Here is an 18,797-nt window from a genome sequence, read left to right as displayed (position 1 = left end):
CCACCCTGCCGCACCGGAGCCGTGCGGCGCGCGCGCGATCACACGGACGGGTGAGAGCGCCCTCCCGGGCCTCTCAGGTGGCGCAGGTCACGGTGTCGCGCGGGGTGTAACGGGTCTTCATCGTCTCCCGCTTGACCTCCTGACCGCCCTTCAGGAAGATCCGGTCGACCGCCACGTCGAAGCCCTCCAGCGGGGTCTGCGGCTCGCAGGTGGGACCCTTGCCGACGCGCGTCGCGGGCGGCTTCACGTTGGTGCGCGGCCCCTTCGAGGCCTTGACCTCGTCGTACTTCCTCGTCCCGAGGAAGGTGATGGTGACGGAGCTGTCGTTCGCCTCGGCCAGGATGTACAGGGCGTTGCCGGAGTCGTTGGCGAAGCGGAGGTCCAGGCTGCCCCAGGCGACGGTGGCCTCGCGGCCCTCCGGATAGCGCTCGATGTAGAAGGAGTGGGCGCCGTACTCGACCGGCTTGACGCCGGCGAAGAACATCGCGTTGAAGACGGTGGTGGCGACGGCGGAGACCCCGCCTCCGGCGGCCCGCTCGAAACGCCCGTTGTTGATCATGATGCCGTCGACGAAGCCGTTCTCCTTCGTGCGTTCGCCGACCCGCTGGTTGAAGCTCCACGTCTCGCCGGGCAGCACCACCGAGCCGTTGATCAGCTCGGCGGCGCGGCCGATGTTCGTCGTCCGGTACGCGGCCGGCTCGAAGGCCACCGTGAAGGAGGACACCTCCTGCGTGATGCCGAGCCGGGCCACCGAGTCCCGGGTCAGGCGCGGGGCCACCGACTCGGTGGCGACCTCGCCCGTGCGGGCCGCCGCGCCCTCCCGGGTCAGCAGCGGCAGTACGGCCGCCCTCAGGGCGGCCTCGGTGACCTGGCGGCCGGCCCGGCCGTCCCGCTCCACCACCACCCGCCCGCCGTCGGTCCGCAGGGCCGCCTCGACCGGGCCGGGCGCGGCCTGCCGCAGCGGTGCGCCGACCGCCGGGTCGGCCAGCAGCGCCTTGGCGTCCAGCTTCGGCACCAGCCGGCCCTTGCCGTCGTCCCCCATCGTCAGGTGGCGGCCGAGCACGGCGGCGGCCACGGATATCCGCCGGCCCTCGACCACGAGGGTGACCGGCCCCGACATCGCGGGCCGGGCGAACTCCCGCAGGGCCCGGTCGGTCTCCTCCTGCCCCACGCGCGGCAGGGCCCGTACGACGGGCAGCTCGATCGGCGCCGCCGCGGCACCGGCGGGCCGCGGGTACGCCGCGCGCAGCGCCTCCAGCGAGCGGTCGAGGTCGAGGGCGACGCCGGCGGCCGGGGCCGTCGCCACCGCCCGGCCCTGGTCGAAGGTGACGCCGCCGTCCCGCGGCCCCTTGCCGCCCTTGCGGCCCAGCGCCTCCAGGGTGATGCGGGCCGCCTTCTCCTCGAAGCGGACCACGGGGACCGCGTCGGGGTCGCCGGAGGCGAAGAGCCGGCCGATCACCGTGAAGGGGTCCGCGCCGGAGCGCGCCGCGCGCTCGACGGTCGCGGCGGTGTCCAGGGACAGGCCCAGCGTGGCCGGTCCGGCCTTCTCGACGCGGTCGCCGATCCGCAGGTCCAGCGGGGCCGAGGCGGAGGGCCCCAGCTCCCGGGAGAGGGTCCGGCGGGCCTCGGCCCGGGTCATCCCGCCGATGTCGACCCCGCGGACCTTCGTGCCCGCCGCCAGGTCGTCACCGGTCAGCAGGAGCCCCGCCGCGTACAGCCCGCCCAGGGTCAGCGCCGCGGCCCCGCCCGCCACCCCGGCGACCTTCGTCGCGGACCACCGCTTCCCGGCGGTCGCGTCGGTCTCGGTGCGGGTTGAGCGTCGCATGGCCGTCGTTTCTCCCGGTCGGGCGGTCGGGCGGTCGGGTCGGGTGGGGAACGATCGACCGGGGCCGATCACGTGGTCGGACCAGCGGCTTTCACGCCGCCAGTCCGCGGAACGGACGCTATCAAGATCGACATAACCAGGTAATAAGGAGGTATAGCGAAGGTAAAGCGAAATCGCGTGACGCGCGCGCCGGCCGCGTAACCGGGAGGCCGCGCCCGCTGTTGCACAGGCGGCTGGTCCACCCACGGCGAACGGAGTTCCGCATGACGCAACTGACCGACGACCCCGGGCACGCGGCCATCCGGATGACACCGGCGCAGTACGGGGCCTCGCGCGCCGTCCTCTGGGCCGGCGCGGTCGTCCTGGTCACCGACACCGCCGGCCGGGTCCTCGTGCAGAGCGTCGACTACCGGGGCGGCCGGCTCCTGCCGGGCGGCGCCGTCGACGCCGGCGAGGCCCCCGCGGCGGCCGCCGCCCGGGAGATGCGCGAGGAACTCGGCGTCGTCGGCCGCTACCCGCGCGGCCTCGCCGTCGACTGGATCCCCTCCGACACCACCGCCTTCCCGCCCGAGACCGGCTTCCCCGGCGAGATCCTCCACGTCTACGACGGCGGCACCTGGACCCCCGAGCGCATCGACGCGGTACGCCTGCCCGAGCAGGAGGTCACCGGCATCGACTTCGCCGAGCCCGCCGACCTGCCCGCCCTCATGGACGCCGGCTGCGCCCGCCGGACCCTGTCCGCCCTGCGCGCCCGCGTCAACGGCTCCGGGCCCGCCCTGCTGGAGGACGGCCGCCCCACCGACCCCACCGCCCTCGACCGTCTCGGGGTCCTGCGCACCCGCCGCGTCCCCGAGCACGGGACCTGGCACCCCGGCCCCGTCCCCGCGCACCTGCCCGTCCACGCCCGCTCCGGCTGGCTCTTCGCCCCCGACGGCCGGGTCCTGCTGCTGATCGCCCGCGCCACCGGCGCCGCCCACCTGCCCCCCGTCGGCGCCCCCCGGCCCGGCGCGCTGCCCGTGGGCTACCGGGCCACCCCCCGGGGCGCGCTGGCCCGCACCGCGTCCCGCCTCCCCGCCCTGGCGCCGGCCGCCGACCCCGCGTACGCGCGGCTGCTGGCCACCCCGGAACAGGTCCGCGAGCTCAGCGACTGGGGGCCGGCCGGCGTGCACGAGCTGGCCTGCGTGCACGCCGCCCGCGCCCGCCTCGGACTGCCCCCGGCGCCCCGGACCCCGCCCACGGAACTCCCGTAGCACCGCCCGCGCCCGGCCCACCGTGCCCACCGCACCGCCCGCGCGGTCGCTTTCGGCCCGGCCAATCCGGGCCGCGCGGCGGGCGCTCCCGCAGCATGGGGCCATGACCGAGACCGTGATCGACTACACCCTCTACGTCCAGGCCGACCCGGACCGCGTCTGGCAGGCCCTGACCGAGCCCGCGTTCACCCGCCGCTACTGGGGCCTGAGCTTCGAGACCGACTGGGCCGTGGGCTCGCCGATGACCTGGGTCGAACGCGGCGCGCGCACCAGCGACCCCGACCAGGTCGTCCTCGACTGCGTCCCGGACCGGCGGCTCTCCTACACCTGGCACAACTTCACCCCCGAATGGGCCGCCTCCGCCGGGGTCGCCGAGGAGCTGCGGGCCGAGCTGGCGCGCGAACCGCGCACCCGGGTGACGTACGAGATCGAACCCGTCGGCGACGCCCTCGCCCGCCTCACCGTCCGCCACGAGGGCTTCCTCGCCGGCGGCCGCCTCGTCGGTATGTGCGCACAGGCCTGGCCCCTGCTCGCCTCCAGCCTCAAGACCCTGCTGGAGACCGGCGCGCCGCTGCCCGAACCGGGGCCCGTGCCCCGCCCCGACCAGCCGGAACCGCGCCTGTGATCATGTGGTCGGACCACAGGACAGGAGCGTTGACATGACAGCTGAGCAGGCAGCGACACCCCGGCGGGTGGTCGTCACCGCGGCCGGACGCGACTTCGGGCGGACCCTCGCCCTCGGCTTCGCCGCCCGGGGCGACGAGGTGTACCTCTCCGCCCGCACCGCGGAAGCCGCCGAACGCGTGCGCGGCGAGATCATCGACCGGGGCCACGACCCCGACCGCGTCCACGCCTTCGCCTGCGAGCTGACGGACCCCGCGTCCGTCCGCGCCTTCGCCGCCTCGGTCGCCGCCCGCACCGGCCACGTCGACGTGCTGCTGAACAACGGCGCCCGCTACCACCACGGCACGGACCTGCTGTCCGCCTCCGACGAGGACGTCGTCGACACCCTCGCCTCCGGGGCCACCGGCACCGTCCTGGTCACCAAGGCCTTCCTCCCGCTGCTCCTGGAGTCGGAGCGGCCGGACATCGTGACCATGGTCTCCGGGTGCGGGGAGAAGGGGAACCACCGCTCCGACGCGCACGACGCCTTCTACGCCGCCAAGAGCGCCCAGGCCGGCTTCACCGAGGTCCTCTCCAAGCGCCTGCGCGACCGCGGCGTGCGGGTGATCTCCCTCTACCCGCCGGACTTCGACAACCACGACCCGCTGTCGGACGCCTGGACGGACGCCCCCCGCACCGCGAAGGACCCGCTCACCGCGCAGTCGCTGCTGGACTGCGTCCTGTTCGCCGTCGGCCAACCCCGCGACTGCTTCATCAAGTCCTTCCACTTCGAGCAGGTCTGAGCCGTGGGCGCGACCCTCACCCGGATCCTCGCCGACGCCGCCGAGGGCCGGTTCCCACCGCCCGACGGCGCCACGACCGTCGTGCCGCAGGAGAACGCCCGCGACGCGGGCGTGATCGCCTTCACCGCGCACTCGGTGGTGTTCCTCGACGAGGACCCCGCCTGGGTGCGCGCCGTCGTGGCCCGCCAGGACTGCGACGGCCTGGCCGCCACCCTGCACCCCCGCTTCCTCGCCGCCCTCCTGGAACGCACCGGACGCACCACCGACAGCGTCGACCTGCTCACCGTCGCAGGGGCGCTGCCCGGTCGACCTCCGCTCGACCTGCGCCGGATATCCGATCCGGACCACCCCCGGGTGCGCCGCGCCCGCCTCCGCCGGGACGACGTACGCGTCTGGGCGGCCGACGGCGGCGTGCTGGTCCTCGGCCGGGGCGTCGCCGGACGGTGGGAGGCGGCCGTCGAGGTCGACGAGACGGCCCGCCACCAGGGCCTGGGCCGCGCACTGGCCCTCGCCGCCCGCCACCTGGTGCCGGACGGCGGCCCGGTCTGGTCCCAACAGGCCGCCGGCAACGCCCGCAGCGTCCGCGCCTTCCAGGCGGCCGGATACCGCCCCGTCGGCGCCGAGGCCCTGCTGCTGCCCCGCCGCTGACCGCCCGGGAGGGGCCCCGGGGCACCACCCGTTCACCCCGGTCGTGTGGAATGGACGGTATGGGGAGACGTGAGCACCAGACGGGTCGGACGCCGGGCGGCGCCGCGGCGCACCCGGTCGCGGGTCGGACGCTGATACCCGGCCGCAAGCCGGTCGGCGACGGCACGGGGGTCGAGACAGTCCGCCGCACCCCGACCGGACCCGCCCGGGTGGGAGCCGCGCCCGTCGGATCCGCCCCGACCGGATCCGACGCGGTGGGACCCACCGCGGCCAAACCCGCCACGACCGGACTCGTGCCCGCCGGACCCGCCACGACCGGACTCGTGCCCGCCGGACCCGTGCCCACCGGACCCGTGCCGGCTGGACCCGGGCCCGATGCCGCTCCTGCGGTCGGGCCGGGGATGCCCGCGCCGCACCGGTGGCGCTACGCCCGCCACCTGGAGCGCCTCGCCGCCGTCGCCCGCGCCGGCGGGGAGGCGGCGGAGGCCGCGGCGGTGGCCGCCGTCCTGGAGGACCCGGACCCGGTGATGGCCGAGAGCGCCGTCGTCACCCACCTCGACCGCCGCGCCGCGCGCCTGCGGCCCGGGGCGGAGTTCACCGACTGGGCCCGGGCACTGGGACCCGTACTGGCGGGCCGGGAGTTCGCCGCCCGCCGACTGCGCGAGTGGACCCTGCTGCGGGCCGTCGAGGCCGGCGCCCCGTGGTCGCCCGCCGAACTGGCCGGGGCCTCCGACTGGTGCCAGCGCACCGCCGTGCGGACGCTCGCCGCACCCGACGCGCTGGCCCTGCTCGCCCGCTCGGCACGGACCCACCGCGTGCGCGGCGCCGCGACCGGGCGACTGCGCCGGGCCGCGGCCGCCTGAACGGCCCTCCCGCCACGCTCCGAACCCGCCGCGTCACGCGGGGTGTTGCGCGACCTCCCCGCCGGCCCCACACTCGCCTCAGACACTGGCACCGGGGGGTAGGCATGTGGCTGGTCGTCCTGTTCGTTCCCGCGGCCCTTTCGCTCGCGGTCACCGCGGCCCTGCGGTGGCGCGCGGGCCGCGCGGTGGACACGCCCCGGCCCGTCGAACCCCGCCCGCCGGGCGACGCGTTGACGGTCTACGAGCTGGCCTGGCTCCGCAGCCCCGTCCGCGATTCCGTGGCCGAGGTGGCCCTGGCCGTGCTCCGGGCGAGCGGACGCCTCCCGCTCGTCGACCGGTACGACGTCGACCTCGGGGCGGACCCGCCGCGCGAGGAGGTGCAGGCGGCGGCGTACCCGACGGGCGAGAAGGCCCCCGCCACCCGCTCCGCCGCCAAGGCGCGGGCGGCCGTGAGCCGCTCGGAGGCGGTCACCCGCGTCACCGACCGCCTGAACGCCCAGGGCCTGATCGTGAACCGGGAAGCCACCCTGCGCTACGGCCGGGCCATGGACCACGAGGCCTGGGCGGCCACCGCCACGGTCATCGCGGGCCTCGGGGCCGTCGTCTGGACGGTCCTCGGCTCCGGTGACGTCCCGTGGGCGGTCGGTTCCTTCGTCGCCCTGCTCGGCTGCTGGGCGGTGGCGCGCCACCGCCGTCACCCGTGGATGAAGGTAGGCCACGCCACCCGCGCGGGCCGCGCGCTGTACCGGGAGACCCTCGCGGACACCGCCTGGGACCCCCGTACGACACCCCGCGACCGGATACCCGCCCCCGGCCGGGAGGACGTCGCGGCCGTGGCCCGCACCGGCCTGCGGGGCTGCGGACGGTTCCCCGACCTGCTCGTGGCCCTGGACGGCCCGCCCCCGAAGCCCGCGCCCGCCTCGAAGCCGTCGTCCTCCTCGTCCTCGTCGTCTTCCTCGCACACGGTCAACGACCCGCCGGGCCTCGGCGGGGTCTCCGGTTGCGGCGGGGGCTGCGGAGGGTGCGGGGGAGGTCTGTAGAACCCGGAAGCGGAAGCACTCGGGATCGAACAACTCTCGTCATACGGCGGTTCGAGGGCTTATGGTCTGCTTACCCGGCCGGGTATCAGCGTTGAACCGATGCCATTCCGCTGGAGGATGACTCTCCGTGTCGCATGTTTCACAGGCTCCCGTCACCACCCCCGACACCGAGCCTGCACCGCCCACACCCCGCACGTTCGGCGATGTCAAGGGCTGGTTCTCGGCGTACGACCAGGTGCTCTTCGACTGGTTCCTGACCCGCCAGAACGACACCCCCGACACCACCGGCGACCTGCTGGAACTCGGGGCGTTCATGGGCAAGAGCGCGATCTTCCTCGCCGGATACCTGCGCGACGGCGAGGAGTTCACCGTCGTCGACCTGTTCGACTCGCCCGCGCCCGACGACTTCAACCTGGCGGAGATGCGGGACTCGTACCCCACGCTCACCCGGCGCGGCTTCGAGACGAACTACCTGACCTTCCACGAGGCCCTGCCGACGATCGTCCAGGCCCCGACCTCCGTCGTCACCGACCGGGTGCGCCCCGGGAGCTGCCGCTTCGTCCACATCGACGCCTCGCACCTCCACGAGCACGTCGTGCAGGACATCGCCTCCTCGCGCGCGGTCGCCGGCCCGGACGCCGTCGTGGTCTTCGACGACTACCGCTCCGCCCACTGCCCCGGCGTCGCGGCCGCCGTCTGGGCCGCCGTCGCCGAAGGCGAACTGCGCCTGATCGCCGTCTCCGCCTCGAAGTTGTACGCGACCTGGGGCGACCCGGCGCCCCATCAGGCGGCTCTGCTCGCCTGGTTGGAGGGCCGCACCGACCTGTGGCACGGCGTGGACATGATCGACGGCAGCCCGCTCGTGCGCATCGGCGACGAGGGCGTGAGCGCCCCGCCGGAGCCCAAGCCGCTGCGCGCCCCCGTCGAACCGGAACCCGCTCCGGCCCCGCTCGTCGCCCCGCCGGCCCCGCCCCGGCCGGGCGCGCGTTGGCGCCGGCTGGCCAAGGACCTCCTGCCGCCGCTGGTCACCCGCGCGATCGTCGCCCGACGCCGCCGACGCCGCTAGGTCGTCTGCCGGCCCTCGCCGGCCATGAACCTCCAGACCAGGGCGTGGCCCAGGACGATCAGTCCGATCAGCATCAGGGCCTCGGCCTGGATGGGGCGCAGGCCGATGTGGCCGGCGAGTTCGGGGAAGGCGCCGACGACGGCCACCAGGGCGTAGAGCAGGGCGGCTCCGGCCTGCTGCCGGGTGACGAAACGGTCGCCGCGGGAACGGGCGAGGAGCCGCAGGGTGCACACGCAGCCGATCACGGCGAGGACGATGAAGGCCGCCCGCCAGATCTGCGGCTGCTCGGTGCCGCCGACCTGGGCGAACAGGCCCATCAGGGCGGGCAGCAGGAAGGACAGGTAGATCCCGCCGACCACGCGTCGCAGGGCGGGTTCGCGCGTCCATTCCGCATGGCTCTGCACGACGTTCCACCAGAGGCCGACCAGGGTGAAGCAGGTGGCGGAGAAGAGGGCGTAGAAGCTGCTGACATCCATGGACGACGAGGGTGGCAGCGAAGGCGGCCCACCGACGGGACCACACGCCCGGCCGAGCGCAGGCCCGCCGGGACGGCGTAGGCGCGCGGCATCCGCCCGGTCACGGTTCCGACCGGCCCCGTGCGTCCCGCGGGCCCGCGCGTGCCCCCGCGCGCTCCGCGTGCGCGACGGCGCGGGCGCCGGCCCTCCGGGGGACCGGCGCCCGCGCCGTCGTCGGGTGGGCCGGCGCCCACCCGGCCGTGCTACAGGCCCTTGCGGACGCGGGCCGCGCGGCGCGCCTCGGCGGCCTGGCGGGCCTCCATGGTCTTGCGGGACTCCTTGCCCCGGCCGGTGCGGCCCGGTCGGGTGCCCATGCCGCGGAAGCCCAGCTCGGTACCGCTGGGCCGCCCCTTGGCGTCGGTGGCCGCGGCGCCGGCGAGGGGGACGCCCGAGGGGGCCTTGGCGCCGGTGATGCGGGAGAGCGCGGCCTCCCCGGAGCGCACCTGGGTGATCGTCGGCCGGATCTTCGCGTCGGCCATCAGGCGCACCATGTCGCGCCGCTGGTTCGGCGTGACGAGGGTGACGACCTTGCCGGACTCCCCGGCGCGGGCGGTGCGTCCGCCGCGGTGCAGGTAGTCCTTGCTGTCGGCCGGCGGGTCGACGTTGACGACGAGGTCGAGGTCGTCGACGTGGATGCCGCGCGCCGCCACGTTCGTCGCGACCAGCACCGTGATCAGGCCGTCCTTGAACTGGCCGAGGGTGCGGGTGCGCTGCGGCTGGGACTTGCCGCTGTGCAGCCCCTCCGCCCGTACGCCCATGGCCCGCAGGTGCTTCACGAACTGGTCCACGCCGTGCTTGGTGTCCAGGAACATGATCACCCGGCCCTCGCGCGCGGCGATCTCGGTGGCCGCCGAGATCTTGTCTGCGGAGTGGATGTGCAGCACGTGGTGGTCCATGGTGCCGACCGAGGCGGACTGGGGGTCCACCGAGTGCGAGACCGGGTCCTTCAGGTAGCTCCGCACGAGCTGGTCGACGTTGCGGTCCAGGGTCGCCGAGAACAGCATCCGCTGCCCGTCGTGGTGCGTCCGGTCCAGGATCTCGGTGACCTGCGGCATGAAGCCCATGTCGCACATCTGGTCGGCCTCGTCGAGGACGGTGATCCGCACCCGCTCCAGGTGCACGTCACGCCGTCCGACCAGGTCGCTCAGCCGGCCGGGGGTGGCCACGACGACCTCCACGCCGGTGCGCAGCGCGCCCGACTGGCGGCCGATGGACAGTCCGCCGACCACGGTGCACATGCGCAGGTCCAGCGCCCGCGCGTACGGTTCCAGCGCCTCCGTCACCTGCTGCGCCAGTTCGCGCGTCGGTACGAGGACCAGCGCGTGCGGTCGCTTCGGCTCCGCCCGGCGCCCCGCGGTGCGGGCCAGGAGGGCCAGCCCGAAGGCCAGGGTCTTGCCGGACCCGGTCCGTCCGCGGCCGAGGATGTCGCGGCCCGCGAGCGAGTTGGGGAGCGTGGCCGCCTGGATGGGGAACGGCCGCTCCACCCCCAGGTCGGTCATGGTCGTCACCAGCTCGGGGGGCAGGTCGAGCTCCTCGAAGGCCGTGACCGGCGGCAGCGCCGGCGTGACGGCCTTGGGCATCGTGAACTCGCCCTGGGGCCCGAGGGTCCGGGGAGCCTTGCCGGCGCCCTTGGCGCCCGCCTTGTTGCCTGCCTTCGCTCCGGCCTTGATGCCGAAACGCCCGTGGGGTGACGGGTTCTTCATGCAGAACCTTCCGTGAGGAGTGCGTACGCGCGCACGCGGACACGCGTGGTGAACGGCGACGAGCCGGGGCCCGTACCCCTTCGGTACGGGCCCCGGCTCGTCGTACGTGTCCGCACCGGGCGGAAGCGCCCCGCGCTGCAAGTTTCCCGCCATTTTACCAGTCGGCGCCGGTGGCTACGGGGCGGCGGAGTCCAGCTCGCCGGAGCGGAGCCGGTCCAGGTGCGCGCGGATCTCGACCGTCGCCCGCCCGAACCAGTCGGCGATGACGGCGATCTCGTCGGGGGAGTACTCGGCGAACACGGCGCCGAGCCGGTCGTAGAAGGGCTGGTAGACGGAGAAGATCCGGACGGCCGCGGCCGGGTCGGCCACCACCCGGACCCGGCGCCGGTCGGCCGGGTCGGGTCGGCGGTGCGCGTACCCGGCGCGTTCCAGACGGTTGAGCACGCCGGTGACGGCCCCGGTGGTCAGGTTGGTCAGGGCGGCGAGGTCGCCGGCGGCGAGCGGGGTGTCCCCGGCGCCCAGGACGTGGCCCAGGCAGGTCAGGTCGGTGACGTTCAGCCCGAGGAGCTGCGCCACCTCCTGCTGGCCGATGAGGCCGAGGGCCACGTACTGGTCCATGCGCGAGATCGCCTCCGCGGCCGTGGCCGGGGGGCGGGGCTTGCCCTGCAAGCGAATACTCCTTAGCATCTAAGTTACTTAGCTCGTGAGATAAAAGATCCTCTTCCGAGCCTACTGCTGCCCGCCCTTCCAGGGAGAACCATGAGCGCGCACGGACACGTCGACCTCGGCCACACCGTGGCCGGCTGGACCGGCACCACCCTCGCCCTGCTGGGCACCGCCGGAGCCGGCGCCGCCCTGTGCGCGGCCTGGACCCCGGGCATCTGGCTCGGTCTCGGGCTCGTCGTCGCGGCCGGCCTCGTCACCTGGCTGCTGCACCTCGCCGGTTGGGGCAAGCCCAGCGGGCCTCGACCCGAGTCGCAGTGGGACTGGCGCACCCGCGACACCTCCGCCCGGACGGGCCACGTCGACTGCCTGGGATGCCGACTCGCCGGCTCCGGGCGCGGCGGCGTCCTCGTCCCGGCCGCCGTCCCGGCCCCCGTGTCCGCCGCCGCCCCGGCCTCCCGGGTCGCCGCGCCCTCGCCCGTCGGGGAGGGCGGTACCCCGTAGCGCCCCGCCGTGCGCGGTGCGTCGTACGGGCGAATCGTCGACCGGATGTTCGATGCGCCTCGGTTGGCCGCGCCTGGCGTGTGCCGCGCGGGGCGGGTGGGCACTATCGAGACGGCTGCGCATGCGGCCCGCGTGGAACGTTGAGAAGGATCGGCACTGATGGCAACTGGCACTGTGAAGTGGTTCAACTCGGAGAAGGGGTTCGGCTTCATCCAGCAGGACGACGGCGGTCCGGACGTGTTCGTCCACTTCTCCGCCATCCAGACCACCGGCTTCAAGGAGCTGGCCGAGGGCGCGTCCGTCGAGTACGACGTCACCCAGGGCCCCAAGGGCCCTCAGGCCGAGAACGTGGTGCCGCTCCGCTGACGGCGCTCCACCCGACGGGAGCCCCCACCGGTCCTTCGGTGGGGGCTCCCGCGTCGTGTCCGGGGTTCCTCAGGCCCGCGCCTCCACGACGGAGATCGCCGACACCGGGCAGGCCCGCGCGGCCTCCCGCACCAGGGGGCCGCCGTCCCCGCCCTCCCGCCCCGGCAGGACCTCGCCGAGACCGTCGTCGTCCTGGGTGAACACCCCGGGAGCCGTCAGCGCGCACTGGCCGGCGCCGACGCAGCGGTCCCGGTCCACGGAGATCCGCACGCCGCTCACCACGTCACGGGCAGTTCGAGCATGCCCTGGAGGGTGTCCCCGGGTTTGAACGGGATCCGGTCGGGGTCCACCGCCGGCCGCAGCCCCGGGAACCGCTCGAAGAGGGCGCCGAGGGCGATCTCCATCTCGGCGCGGGCCAGGTTCTGCCCCAGGCACTGGTGGATGCCGAATCCGAAGGCCAGGTGGTGGCGGTTCGGCCGGTTCCAGTCCAGCGCGTCGGGCTCCTCGAACACGGCCTCGTCGCGGTTGATGACGGAGGTCGGGAAGACCACCCCCTCGTCCTTGCGGATCGTCACGCCCGCGATCTCGATGTCCCGCGCGGCCACGCGCAGCAGACCGTCGGCGATCGACAGGAACCGCATCAGCTCCTCCACCACCTCCGGCATCAGCTTCGGATCGGCGCGCAGCTCCGCCAGCCGCTCGGGGTGCCGCAACAGGGTGAAGGCCCCCAGCGAGATCATGTTCGCCGTCGTCTCGTGGCCGGCCACCAGCAGGATCAGGGCCAGCGCCACCAGCTCCGGCACGTCCGTCTCGCCGGTCTCCAGGCGCGTCGCGATCAGCTCGTCGAGCAGGCCGTCCCCGGGTGCGGAACGCTTGCGCCCGATCAGCCCCTCCAGGTAGGCGTCCAGCGCCTCCCGCGCCTTCTCGACGTCGGCGAGCTCCGGGCCGCGCAACAGCCGCCGCGACTGCTCCTCGAAGAACTCGTGGTCCTCGTACGGGACCCCGAGCAGGTCGCAGATCACCATCGAGGGCAGCGGCAGGGCGAAGGCGCCGACCAGCTCCGCGCCCGGACCGGCGGCCTCCATCGCGTCGAGCAGCCGGTCCACGATCTGCCGGATCGCCGGCCGCAGCGCGGCCGTGCGCTTCAGGGTGAAGCTCGGGATGAGCATCCGGCGCTGCGCGTTGTGCTCCGGGTCGTCCACCCCGAGGAGCGCGGTCCGGCGGAAGCGGATCCCCTTGAGCCGCCTGCTGGTGGCCGGGAAGGCGTCGTTCTCGCGGTTCGTGGACAGTCGCCCGTCGGCGAGCAGCGCGCGCGCCTCGGCGTGGCCGGTGACGGCCCACACCGAGCGCCCGTCGAAGAGGGTGACCCGGGAGAGCGGTCGGCCCTCCCGGAGGGGTCCGTAGGCGGTCGGCGGGTGGTAGGGGCAGGTCCGGTCCTGGGGGAAGGCAACGGCATCGGGCATCACAAGCACCTCACAAGCGGTGGTTCCGTCTCGCCGGACTCCATTACATGCCTAAGGCACCTATCCCACCTATGCCAGTTTCGGCCGGCCTGCCCGGGTTCACCCGCGGGGGCGTGCGGGACCCCTCACAGGTGCGCGTCGACGAAGGCGCGGAACTCCTCCGCGCCCAGCGGCCCCTCGTGACGGGCCGCCGGCCCGTCACCGCCGCGCAGCAGCAGCACCGTCGGCGCGCCCGTCACCCCGTAGCGGCGGGTCGCCGCCGGGCAGCGGGTGATGTCCACCCGAACGGCGGTCAGTCGGGCCCCGTACTCCTCGGCCAGCTCCGCCAGGAGCGCGTCCATCGCGCGGCCGGTTTCGATCGCCTTGGGCCAGCTGCCGGTGAAGTGGGCGAGGACCGGGCCCGGGCTCATCGTGAGGACGAAGTCGAACTCCGCGTCCTCCAGCGGTCGGTGTACCTGCCGGGTCATGGGTGGTGCTCCTCGTGTCGTCACTGCCGGTGGCGCCAGCGTAGGCGCTCGCGACCGCGCGGACGCACCCGGCGGCGGGCCCGCCCCGGCCCGCGCCCCGGAGCGTTGTCAGTGGCTCCTGTGAAGCTGGGGCCATGGACGACAGGATGCTGCGGCGCCGGGTCTACGGCGCCGACCACGACGATCCCGATCCCGGGCCCCGCCCCGGCCACGCCTACGGCGAACTCGTGGGCGGCCCCTTGGACGGGCTCCTCCTCGACGTCACGGGCTGGAGCCCCACCCGCCTGGCCGAGGAGGCGCGCCTGCCCACCGAGATAGGCCGCCACGGTCCCGGCGGCCGGGCCCACTACCGCCGCCGCCCGCACGACCCGGACCACTGGGACTGGGCCGGCGACGGCCGGTAGCGGTACCCGGGGCGCGCCCGGACCGTCCGAAGGGGTCGCGGGCCCGCCGTCCGGGGATCATGGGAGAACATCGTGGAGCGAGAGGACGCGGCCGTGGTTCACCTGGTCATGAGTACGGGCGGCATGCGCGAGCCGATGAGGCTGCTGACCGCCGTGGAACGCACACCGGACCAGGAGCGGACCCTCGCCGTCGTCCGCGAGAGGTGCGCCGCCGTCGACGAGCGGCTGCGCGACCGGGGCGTCCACCTGGAGGTCCCCGCCGCCCGGGCGCTGGAGGAACTGCTGGAGGGCGACGTCGGCGCCGAGGAGGGCGCCGGCTACCACTACGCCCTGCACGCGCTCATCTCCGCGTACTTCTCGGACACCCACGACCTCGGGGACCTGGCGCGCCCGTCGTGGTTGTCCACCGTCGACGAGGAGATGGCCGCCGCCGGCGTCCCGGCCGACCTGGGCATCGGGGAGATCGTGACGTCCGGACCGCCGGTGCGCCTGCCGTCCGCGGGGGACGGCACGCCCTGGATGGGCACCTTCCCCACGGAGCGGGCCGCCGCCTTCGTGGCGGCCAACGAGGCCGTGCTGGACCGGGTGGACCCGGAGGTGGCGGAGACGGTCGGGCGCTTCCTGAAGGCCATCCGCTTCGAGGCCGAGCAGTGGGAGTCCCCCGGGGCCGACCGGCGCACCCGGGACACCCTGTTCTTCTGGTGTTCCTGACGCGTGCGACGGAGCCCCCGGTCCGCCGACGTGCGACCGGGGGCTCCTGACCGCACTTCCGCCGGGGGTACCGGTTCGGATGCACCGCGTACGGAAGTCGCGGGAAGGGGTTCCCGAGGCGCTGCGGGGTGTCGCGGCGCCGCTCAGGCGGAGCCGGCCGAGCGGCTCACGCCGCGGGCCCACAGGACGAGCGGCACCTGCAACGGCAGCCGCCCGTAGGCCACCGCCCGGTGGCTGGGGGAACGACGGCGCGCGTCCGCGGCCATCTTGACGTTCGCGGGGAACACCCCGACGAAGAACGCCGCCGCGGCCCCCGCCGCCACCCGCCGGGTCCTCGGATGGGCCACGCCCACCGCGAGGGCCAGCTCGGCCGCGCCGCTCGCGTAGGTCCACAGGCGCGGGCCGCCCGGCAGGGAGCGGGGGACGATCGCGTCGAACTGCCTGGGCGCGACCGCGTGCGCCACGGCCGCGCCGGCCAGCAGACCGGCGAGGAGCAGCGGGGAGGAAGGGGTGCGGGGCATGGGGAGTCCTCTCGGAGTACCAGGGAGCGCGATCCTACTCGCGGGTAGCCACCCGGGGACAGGCCCGGTGGCCCCCGTCCGGTGGCCGCGTCCGCGGATTCCTCGAAGAATCTTTCCCGGACCTGTCGATCCCGGCGTCTCCCGTTCGACGTACGGGTGAGAGGCGGGGAGGACCCCGCCGCCCCACCGACCGAGGAGTCACCATGCCGCGCTTCCTGACCCTGATCCGCATCGACGAGCAGAACCTGCCGCCCGAGAACTTCCCGGCGGACTTCGAGCAGCGGATGGGCGCCCTGTTGGAGGAGATCACCAAGGCCGGGGTCATGCTCGACACCGCCGGCCTGCTCCCCACCGCCGAGGCCACCCGGATCACCTGGTCGGGCGGGCGGACCACCTTCACCGACGGCCCCTTCACCGAGACCAAGGAGGTCGTCGGCGGCTACGCCCTCCTCCAGTGCAAGGACAAGGCCGAGGCCGTCGAGTGGACCACCCGCTTCCTGGAGACCCACCCCGAGAGCTGGCACGTCGGCGCCGAGGTCAGGGAGATCGCCGCGATGTGAGCCCCGCGCCGCCCCGGCGGCGCGTTTGCCCCGCTCCGTCACGGCTGCTCTGATGGGTGGCCGTGACGGCAGCGAGTACGACCCGGGCGGTCGAAACGGTGTTCAGGATCGAGTCCGCGCGGATCATCGCCGCCGTGGCCCGGATCGTGCGGGACGTGGGCATCGCCGAGGAGATCGCCCAGGACGCCCTCGTCGCCGCCCTGGAACAGTGGCCCGACGCGGGCGTCCCCGACCGGCCCGGCGCCTGGCTGATGAACACCGCCCGACACCGGGCGGTCGACCTCGTCCGCCGCCGCGAGACCTACGCCCGCAAACTCGCCGAGGTCGGCCGCGCCCTGGAGGACGTACCGCCGCCGCCCGACCCGGCCGACCCCGACGACATCGACGACGACCTGCTGCGCCTGGTCTTCACCGCCTGCCACCCCGTCCTGTCGACGGAGGGCCGCATCGCCCTGACCCTGCGCCTGGTCGGCGGCCTCACCACCCGGGAGATCGCCCGCGCCTTCCTGACCGTCGAGCCGACCGTCGCCCAGCGCATCGTCCGCGCGAAGCGGACCCTGGCCAAGGCGGCGGTGCCCTACGAGGTCCCCCACGGTGCCGACCGCGAGGCGCGCCTCGGCTCCGTCCTGGAGGTCATCTACCTGATCTTCAACGAGGGCTACTCCGCCACCGCCGGCGACGACCTGCTGCGCCCCGCGCTCTGCGAGGACGCCCTGCGCCTGGCCCGGCTCCTCACCGCCCTCGCACCACGGGAGCCCGAGGCGCACGGGCTGTGCGCGCTGCTGGAGTTCCAGGCCTCGCGCACCGCCACCCGCACCGGCCCGCACGGTGAGCCCGTGCTCCTCGCCGACCAGAACCGCACCCGCTGGAACCGCCTGCTCATCCGACGCGGGACCCTGGCCCTGGCACGCGCCGGCACCGGCCCGTACTCCCTCCAGGCCGCCATCGCCGGCTGCCACGCCACCGCCGTCCGCTACGAGGACACCGACTGGGCGGCCATCGCCGCCCTCTACGCCGCCCTCGCCCGGCTGACCCCCTCCCCGGTCGTCGAGCTGAACCGGGCGGTCGCCGTCTCCATGGCCGAAGGCCCCGCCGCGGCCCTGCCCCTGGTCGACGCCCTCGCGGACGAGAGCGCGCTGCGCTCCTACCACCTGCTGCCGAGCGTGCGCGGCGACCTGCTGGAGCGGCTCGGGCGCGGCGCCGAGGCACGGGCCGAGTTCGAACGGGCGGCGGCCCTCACCCACAACGCCAGGGAACGCGACCTGCTGCTGGCCCGCGCCGCCGCCCTGCGGGACCTCAGCCCCTGACGGGCGCCCCGCTGTCCCGCGTCCGGCGCGGCGGCGTCAGCGCGACCGGCCGGCGGAACCCGCCCGAGCGCGCGATGCCGCGCACCGTCGCCCGCAACGCCTCCTGGAAGTCGCCCATCGTGCGCCGCGCGGCCGCCGTGTCCACGTAGATCGAGTTCATGTGCAGCCCGTCCGCGTCCCGCTGGAACCAGGAACAGGCGCCGTTCGCCCGCGCGGACCACACGTGCGTCGTGGGCCGCCACGTGTCGTGGTGTTCGGCGCCCGGGCACTTGCGCATGTCCAGGTAGGAGAAGAAGTTCACCGGGTACGGCCACGAGCGTGCGGCGAACTGCTCGGGCGCCAGCAACTCCCAGGCCCGTACGAACGGGACGTCGATGTGCCGGATCATCTCCCCGAACCCGGCCCGCACCGAAGCCATCACCTGCGCGAAGTCCCGCCCCGGCGAGGCGTCGAACTCGATCGGCATGGTGTTGACGAACCAGCCCACCGCGTCGTTCCACGCACCGCGCCCGCGCTCGCTGACCGGCATGAACCCCCGGTAGACACCGGGACCGCCCGCCTCGCGCAGACAGACCGCGACCGAACCGAGCACGCCCATGAACGGCTTCGCGTCCACCTCGTGACAGACCTTCTCGAACACCTCCGCCTCGGCGGCGTCCAGGAGGGTGGAGGCCTCGTTGACGATCGGGTACATCCGGTCCGGCTCGACGCCCAGGTCGAGCGGGAAGCGCGGGAAGAACTCCCCGTTGCGCGCGATGAACGACTTCCAGTAGTCCAGGCGGTCGTCGGCGACGTCGATGGACAGGTAGCGGCGCCGCTGCTCCTCCGCGAAGTCCAGGTAGCTGGGCGGATCGGCCTGCTCCGGGTGCCCGCCGCGCCGCAGGGCCTCGTACTCCGTGCACACCTCGCGGACCACGATCGGCATCGACATGCCGTCGCAGACGATGTGGTCGAAGGCGAGGTAGACCGTCGCCGACTCGGGCCGCAGGACCGCGCCCATCGTGAACAGCGGCCACGACAGGGTGTCGATGCTGCGCTTGAAGCGCTCCACCAGGAACTCGCGCAGCGCGCCGGCCTCCTCGAAGGTGGCCATGTGCACCGGTTCCAGAGCCAGTTCATCGGCGGCGAGGGGTTCGCACGCCAGCTCGCCGGCCAGCCGCCGGAACTCGCACCGCAGCACCTCGTGCCGCCCGACCAGCCCCAACAGGGCCCTGGAGAGGGCCTCCTCGTCGAGCGGGCCGTCGATCTCGAACGTGACGGCCAACCAGGACGCGACCGGGTCGTCGGCCCCGCGGCTCTCCTCGGCGACCGTGAAGTGCTTGTCCTGGTTGAAGGACGCCCTCCTGCCCACCCCCTCCGACCGTCGCGGACCGTCGGAGCCGGACCGGGCGGCCGGCACCGGGAGCGGGGCGGTCGCGGTCGCCGCGCCCTCCGCGGCCGTGGACCGCAACCTCCACTCGACCACGCGTCCCGGCGCCAGGTGGTGCATCTCCAGAGGAAACTGCCGCATTCCGT

Annotated in this window: 22 protein-coding genes; 13 read left to right on the top strand and 9 right to left on the bottom strand. The window is 74.6% G+C overall.

The genetic code is table 11. The features are described from left to right. Window positions 1–73 precede the first annotated feature (73 nt). The gene (locus AB0D01_RS07435; RefSeq protein ID WP_363054097.1) at window positions 74–1,825 is read right to left on the bottom strand and encodes a VanW family protein; all 1,752 of its coding nucleotides are present in this window, start codon (window positions 1,823–1,825) and stop codon (window positions 74–76) included. A 263-nt stretch (window positions 1,826–2,088) separates the two neighbouring features. Between AB0D01_RS07435 and AB0D01_RS07430 the strand changes: the two genes are divergently transcribed. From AB0D01_RS07430 to AB0D01_RS07400, 7 genes are all read left to right on the top strand, one after another. Next, on the top strand, window positions 2,089–3,075 hold the full coding sequence (locus AB0D01_RS07430) for an NUDIX domain-containing protein (protein ID WP_363054096.1): 987 nt from the start codon (window positions 2,089–2,091) through the stop codon (window positions 3,073–3,075). Window positions 3,076–3,178: 103 nt separating this feature from the next. After that, the gene (locus tag AB0D01_RS07425; protein ID WP_363054095.1) at window positions 3,179–3,700 is read left to right on the top strand and encodes an SRPBCC family protein; all 522 of its coding nucleotides are present in this window, start codon (window positions 3,179–3,181) and stop codon (window positions 3,698–3,700) included. A 34-nt stretch (window positions 3,701–3,734) separates the two neighbouring features. Further along, on the top strand, window positions 3,735–4,481 hold the full coding sequence (locus tag AB0D01_RS07420) for an SDR family oxidoreductase (RefSeq protein WP_363054094.1): 747 nt from the start codon (window positions 3,735–3,737) through the stop codon (window positions 4,479–4,481). A 3-nt stretch (window positions 4,482–4,484) separates the two neighbouring features. After that, on the top strand, window positions 4,485–5,129 hold the full coding sequence (locus AB0D01_RS07415) for a GNAT family N-acetyltransferase (protein WP_363054093.1): 645 nt from the start codon (window positions 4,485–4,487) through the stop codon (window positions 5,127–5,129). A gap of 59 nt (window positions 5,130–5,188) precedes the next feature. Then, the gene (locus AB0D01_RS07410) at window positions 5,189–5,992 is read left to right on the top strand and encodes a hypothetical protein (RefSeq protein ID WP_363054092.1); all 804 of its coding nucleotides are present in this window, start codon (window positions 5,189–5,191) and stop codon (window positions 5,990–5,992) included. 104 nt (window positions 5,993–6,096) lie between these two features. Further along, window positions 6,097–7,032, top strand: a complete 936-nt coding sequence (locus AB0D01_RS07405; RefSeq protein WP_363054091.1) for a TIGR04222 domain-containing membrane protein — start codon at window positions 6,097–6,099, stop codon at window positions 7,030–7,032. A gap of 127 nt (window positions 7,033–7,159) precedes the next feature. After that, window positions 7,160–8,098 (top strand): class I SAM-dependent methyltransferase, encoded by a 939-nt coding sequence (locus tag AB0D01_RS07400; protein WP_363054090.1) that lies wholly within the window; start codon window positions 7,160–7,162, stop codon window positions 8,096–8,098. Here AB0D01_RS07400 and AB0D01_RS07395 read toward each other — a convergent pair. The 3 genes from AB0D01_RS07395 to AB0D01_RS07385 form a co-directional block, all read right to left on the bottom strand. Continuing rightward, on the bottom strand, window positions 8,095–8,574 hold the full coding sequence (locus AB0D01_RS07395; RefSeq protein ID WP_363054089.1) for a hypothetical protein: 480 nt from the start codon (window positions 8,572–8,574) through the stop codon (window positions 8,095–8,097). The genes AB0D01_RS07400 and AB0D01_RS07395 overlap by 4 nt on opposite strands. 242 nt (window positions 8,575–8,816) lie before the next feature. Continuing rightward, a complete protein-coding gene (locus AB0D01_RS07390) occupies window positions 8,817–10,193 on the bottom strand; it encodes a DEAD/DEAH box helicase (protein ID WP_363054287.1) in 1,377 nt (458 codons plus the stop codon). A gap of 297 nt (window positions 10,194–10,490) precedes the next feature. Then, window positions 10,491–10,985, bottom strand: a complete 495-nt coding sequence (locus AB0D01_RS07385; RefSeq protein ID WP_363054087.1) for a MarR family transcriptional regulator — start codon at window positions 10,983–10,985, stop codon at window positions 10,491–10,493. 90 nt (window positions 10,986–11,075) lie between these two features. On the opposite strand from AB0D01_RS07385, the gene AB0D01_RS07380 reads away from it, so the two are divergent. Both AB0D01_RS07380 and AB0D01_RS07375 read left to right on the top strand, forming a co-directional pair. Beyond that, the gene (locus AB0D01_RS07380; protein ID WP_363054086.1) at window positions 11,076–11,483 is read left to right on the top strand and encodes an HGxxPAAW family protein; all 408 of its coding nucleotides are present in this window, start codon (window positions 11,076–11,078) and stop codon (window positions 11,481–11,483) included. A 159-nt stretch (window positions 11,484–11,642) separates the two neighbouring features. Beyond that, a complete protein-coding gene (locus AB0D01_RS07375; protein ID WP_314253960.1) occupies window positions 11,643–11,849 on the top strand; it encodes a cold-shock protein in 207 nt (68 codons plus the stop codon). A gap of 69 nt (window positions 11,850–11,918) precedes the next feature. On the opposite strand, the gene AB0D01_RS07370 is transcribed toward AB0D01_RS07375, so the two are convergent. From AB0D01_RS07370 to AB0D01_RS07360, 3 genes are all read right to left on the bottom strand, one after another. Next, entirely contained in the window at window positions 11,919–12,119 is a 201-nt protein-coding gene (locus AB0D01_RS07370) for a ferredoxin (protein ID WP_363054085.1), read from the bottom strand. Window positions 12,120–12,124: 5 nt separating this feature from the next. Continuing rightward, window positions 12,125–13,312, bottom strand: coding sequence for a cytochrome P450 (locus tag AB0D01_RS07365; RefSeq protein ID WP_363054084.1), 1,188 nt, complete (start codon window positions 13,310–13,312; stop codon window positions 12,125–12,127). A 125-nt stretch (window positions 13,313–13,437) separates the two neighbouring features. Then, the gene (locus AB0D01_RS07360) at window positions 13,438–13,779 is read right to left on the bottom strand and encodes a thioredoxin family protein (protein WP_363054083.1); all 342 of its coding nucleotides are present in this window, start codon (window positions 13,777–13,779) and stop codon (window positions 13,438–13,440) included. A gap of 134 nt (window positions 13,780–13,913) precedes the next feature. Here AB0D01_RS07360 and AB0D01_RS07355 point away from each other — a divergent pair, with 134 nt between their 5' ends. Both AB0D01_RS07355 and AB0D01_RS07350 read left to right on the top strand, forming a co-directional pair. Then, window positions 13,914–14,183, top strand: coding sequence for a hypothetical protein (locus AB0D01_RS07355; protein WP_363054082.1), 270 nt, complete (start codon window positions 13,914–13,916; stop codon window positions 14,181–14,183). A 72-nt stretch (window positions 14,184–14,255) separates the two neighbouring features. Then, window positions 14,256–14,894 (top strand): hypothetical protein, encoded by a 639-nt coding sequence (locus tag AB0D01_RS07350; RefSeq protein WP_363054081.1) that lies wholly within the window; start codon window positions 14,256–14,258, stop codon window positions 14,892–14,894. A gap of 143 nt (window positions 14,895–15,037) precedes the next feature. Here AB0D01_RS07350 and AB0D01_RS07345 read toward each other — a convergent pair whose 3' ends face one another. After that, window positions 15,038–15,415, bottom strand: coding sequence for a hypothetical protein (locus AB0D01_RS07345; RefSeq protein ID WP_363054080.1), 378 nt, complete (start codon window positions 15,413–15,415; stop codon window positions 15,038–15,040). 203 nt (window positions 15,416–15,618) lie between these two features. On the opposite strand from AB0D01_RS07345, the gene AB0D01_RS07340 reads away from it, so the two are divergent. Both AB0D01_RS07340 and AB0D01_RS07335 read left to right on the top strand, forming a co-directional pair. After that, window positions 15,619–15,975: a YciI family protein gene (locus AB0D01_RS07340; protein ID WP_363054079.1), complete on the top strand. Its 357-nt coding sequence runs from the start codon at window positions 15,619–15,621 to the stop codon at window positions 15,973–15,975. Window positions 15,976–16,037: 62 nt separating this feature from the next. Continuing rightward, window positions 16,038–17,282, top strand: a complete 1,245-nt coding sequence (locus AB0D01_RS07335; RefSeq protein WP_363054078.1) for a DUF6596 domain-containing protein — start codon at window positions 16,038–16,040, stop codon at window positions 17,280–17,282. On the opposite strand, the gene AB0D01_RS07330 is transcribed toward AB0D01_RS07335, so the two are convergent. After that, complete coding sequence (locus AB0D01_RS07330) at window positions 17,272–18,792, bottom strand: condensation domain-containing protein (protein WP_363054076.1); 1,521 nt, start codon at window positions 18,790–18,792, stop codon at window positions 17,272–17,274. The two genes, AB0D01_RS07335 and AB0D01_RS07330, sit on opposite strands and share 11 nt — an antisense overlap. Window positions 18,793–18,797 lie beyond the last annotated feature (5 nt).

The sequence above is a fragment of the Streptomyces sp. NPDC048606 genome, assembly GCF_040650855.1.
Classification (GTDB): domain Bacteria; phylum Actinomycetota; class Actinomycetes; order Streptomycetales; family Streptomycetaceae; genus Streptomyces.
Note: the sequence above shows the minus strand (reverse complement) of the source record. Positions and strands in the feature narration are given on the sequence as shown.

What these genes read in the sequence shown, in the direction of transcription:
- AB0D01_RS07435 (WP_363054097.1), bottom strand. Translation starts at nt 1,825, where the DNA reads ATGCGACGCTCAACCCGCACCGAGACCGACGCGACCGCCGGGAAGCGG.
- AB0D01_RS07430 (WP_363054096.1), top strand. Translation starts at nt 2,089, where the DNA reads ATGACGCAACTGACCGACGACCCCGGGCACGCGGCCATCCGGATGACA.
- AB0D01_RS07425 (WP_363054095.1), top strand. Translation starts at nt 3,179, where the DNA reads ATGACCGAGACCGTGATCGACTACACCCTCTACGTCCAGGCCGACCCG.
- AB0D01_RS07420 (WP_363054094.1), top strand. Translation starts at nt 3,735, where the DNA reads ATGACAGCTGAGCAGGCAGCGACACCCCGGCGGGTGGTCGTCACCGCG.
- AB0D01_RS07410 (WP_363054092.1), top strand. Translation starts at nt 5,189, where the DNA reads ATGGGGAGACGTGAGCACCAGACGGGTCGGACGCCGGGCGGCGCCGCG.
- AB0D01_RS07405 (WP_363054091.1), top strand. Translation starts at nt 6,097, where the DNA reads ATGTGGCTGGTCGTCCTGTTCGTTCCCGCGGCCCTTTCGCTCGCGGTC.
- AB0D01_RS07395 (WP_363054089.1), bottom strand. Translation starts at nt 8,574, where the DNA reads ATGGATGTCAGCAGCTTCTACGCCCTCTTCTCCGCCACCTGCTTCACC.
- AB0D01_RS07390 (WP_363054287.1), bottom strand. Translation starts at nt 10,193, where the DNA reads ATGCCCAAGGCCGTCACGCCGGCGCTGCCGCCGGTCACGGCCTTCGAG.
- AB0D01_RS07380 (WP_363054086.1), top strand. Translation starts at nt 11,076, where the DNA reads ATGAGCGCGCACGGACACGTCGACCTCGGCCACACCGTGGCCGGCTGG.
- AB0D01_RS07375 (WP_314253960.1), top strand. Translation starts at nt 11,643, where the DNA reads ATGGCAACTGGCACTGTGAAGTGGTTCAACTCGGAGAAGGGGTTCGGC.
- AB0D01_RS07365 (WP_363054084.1), bottom strand. Translation starts at nt 13,312, where the DNA reads ATGCCCGATGCCGTTGCCTTCCCCCAGGACCGGACCTGCCCCTACCAC.
- AB0D01_RS07360 (WP_363054083.1), bottom strand. Translation starts at nt 13,779, where the DNA reads ATGACCCGGCAGGTACACCGACCGCTGGAGGACGCGGAGTTCGACTTC.
- AB0D01_RS07355 (WP_363054082.1), top strand. Translation starts at nt 13,914, where the DNA reads ATGGACGACAGGATGCTGCGGCGCCGGGTCTACGGCGCCGACCACGAC.
- AB0D01_RS07345 (WP_363054080.1), bottom strand. Translation starts at nt 15,415, where the DNA reads ATGCCCCGCACCCCTTCCTCCCCGCTGCTCCTCGCCGGTCTGCTGGCC.
- AB0D01_RS07340 (WP_363054079.1), top strand. Translation starts at nt 15,619, where the DNA reads ATGCCGCGCTTCCTGACCCTGATCCGCATCGACGAGCAGAACCTGCCG.
- AB0D01_RS07330 (WP_363054076.1), bottom strand. Translation starts at nt 18,792, where the DNA reads ATGCGGCAGTTTCCTCTGGAGATGCACCACCTGGCGCCGGGACGCGTG.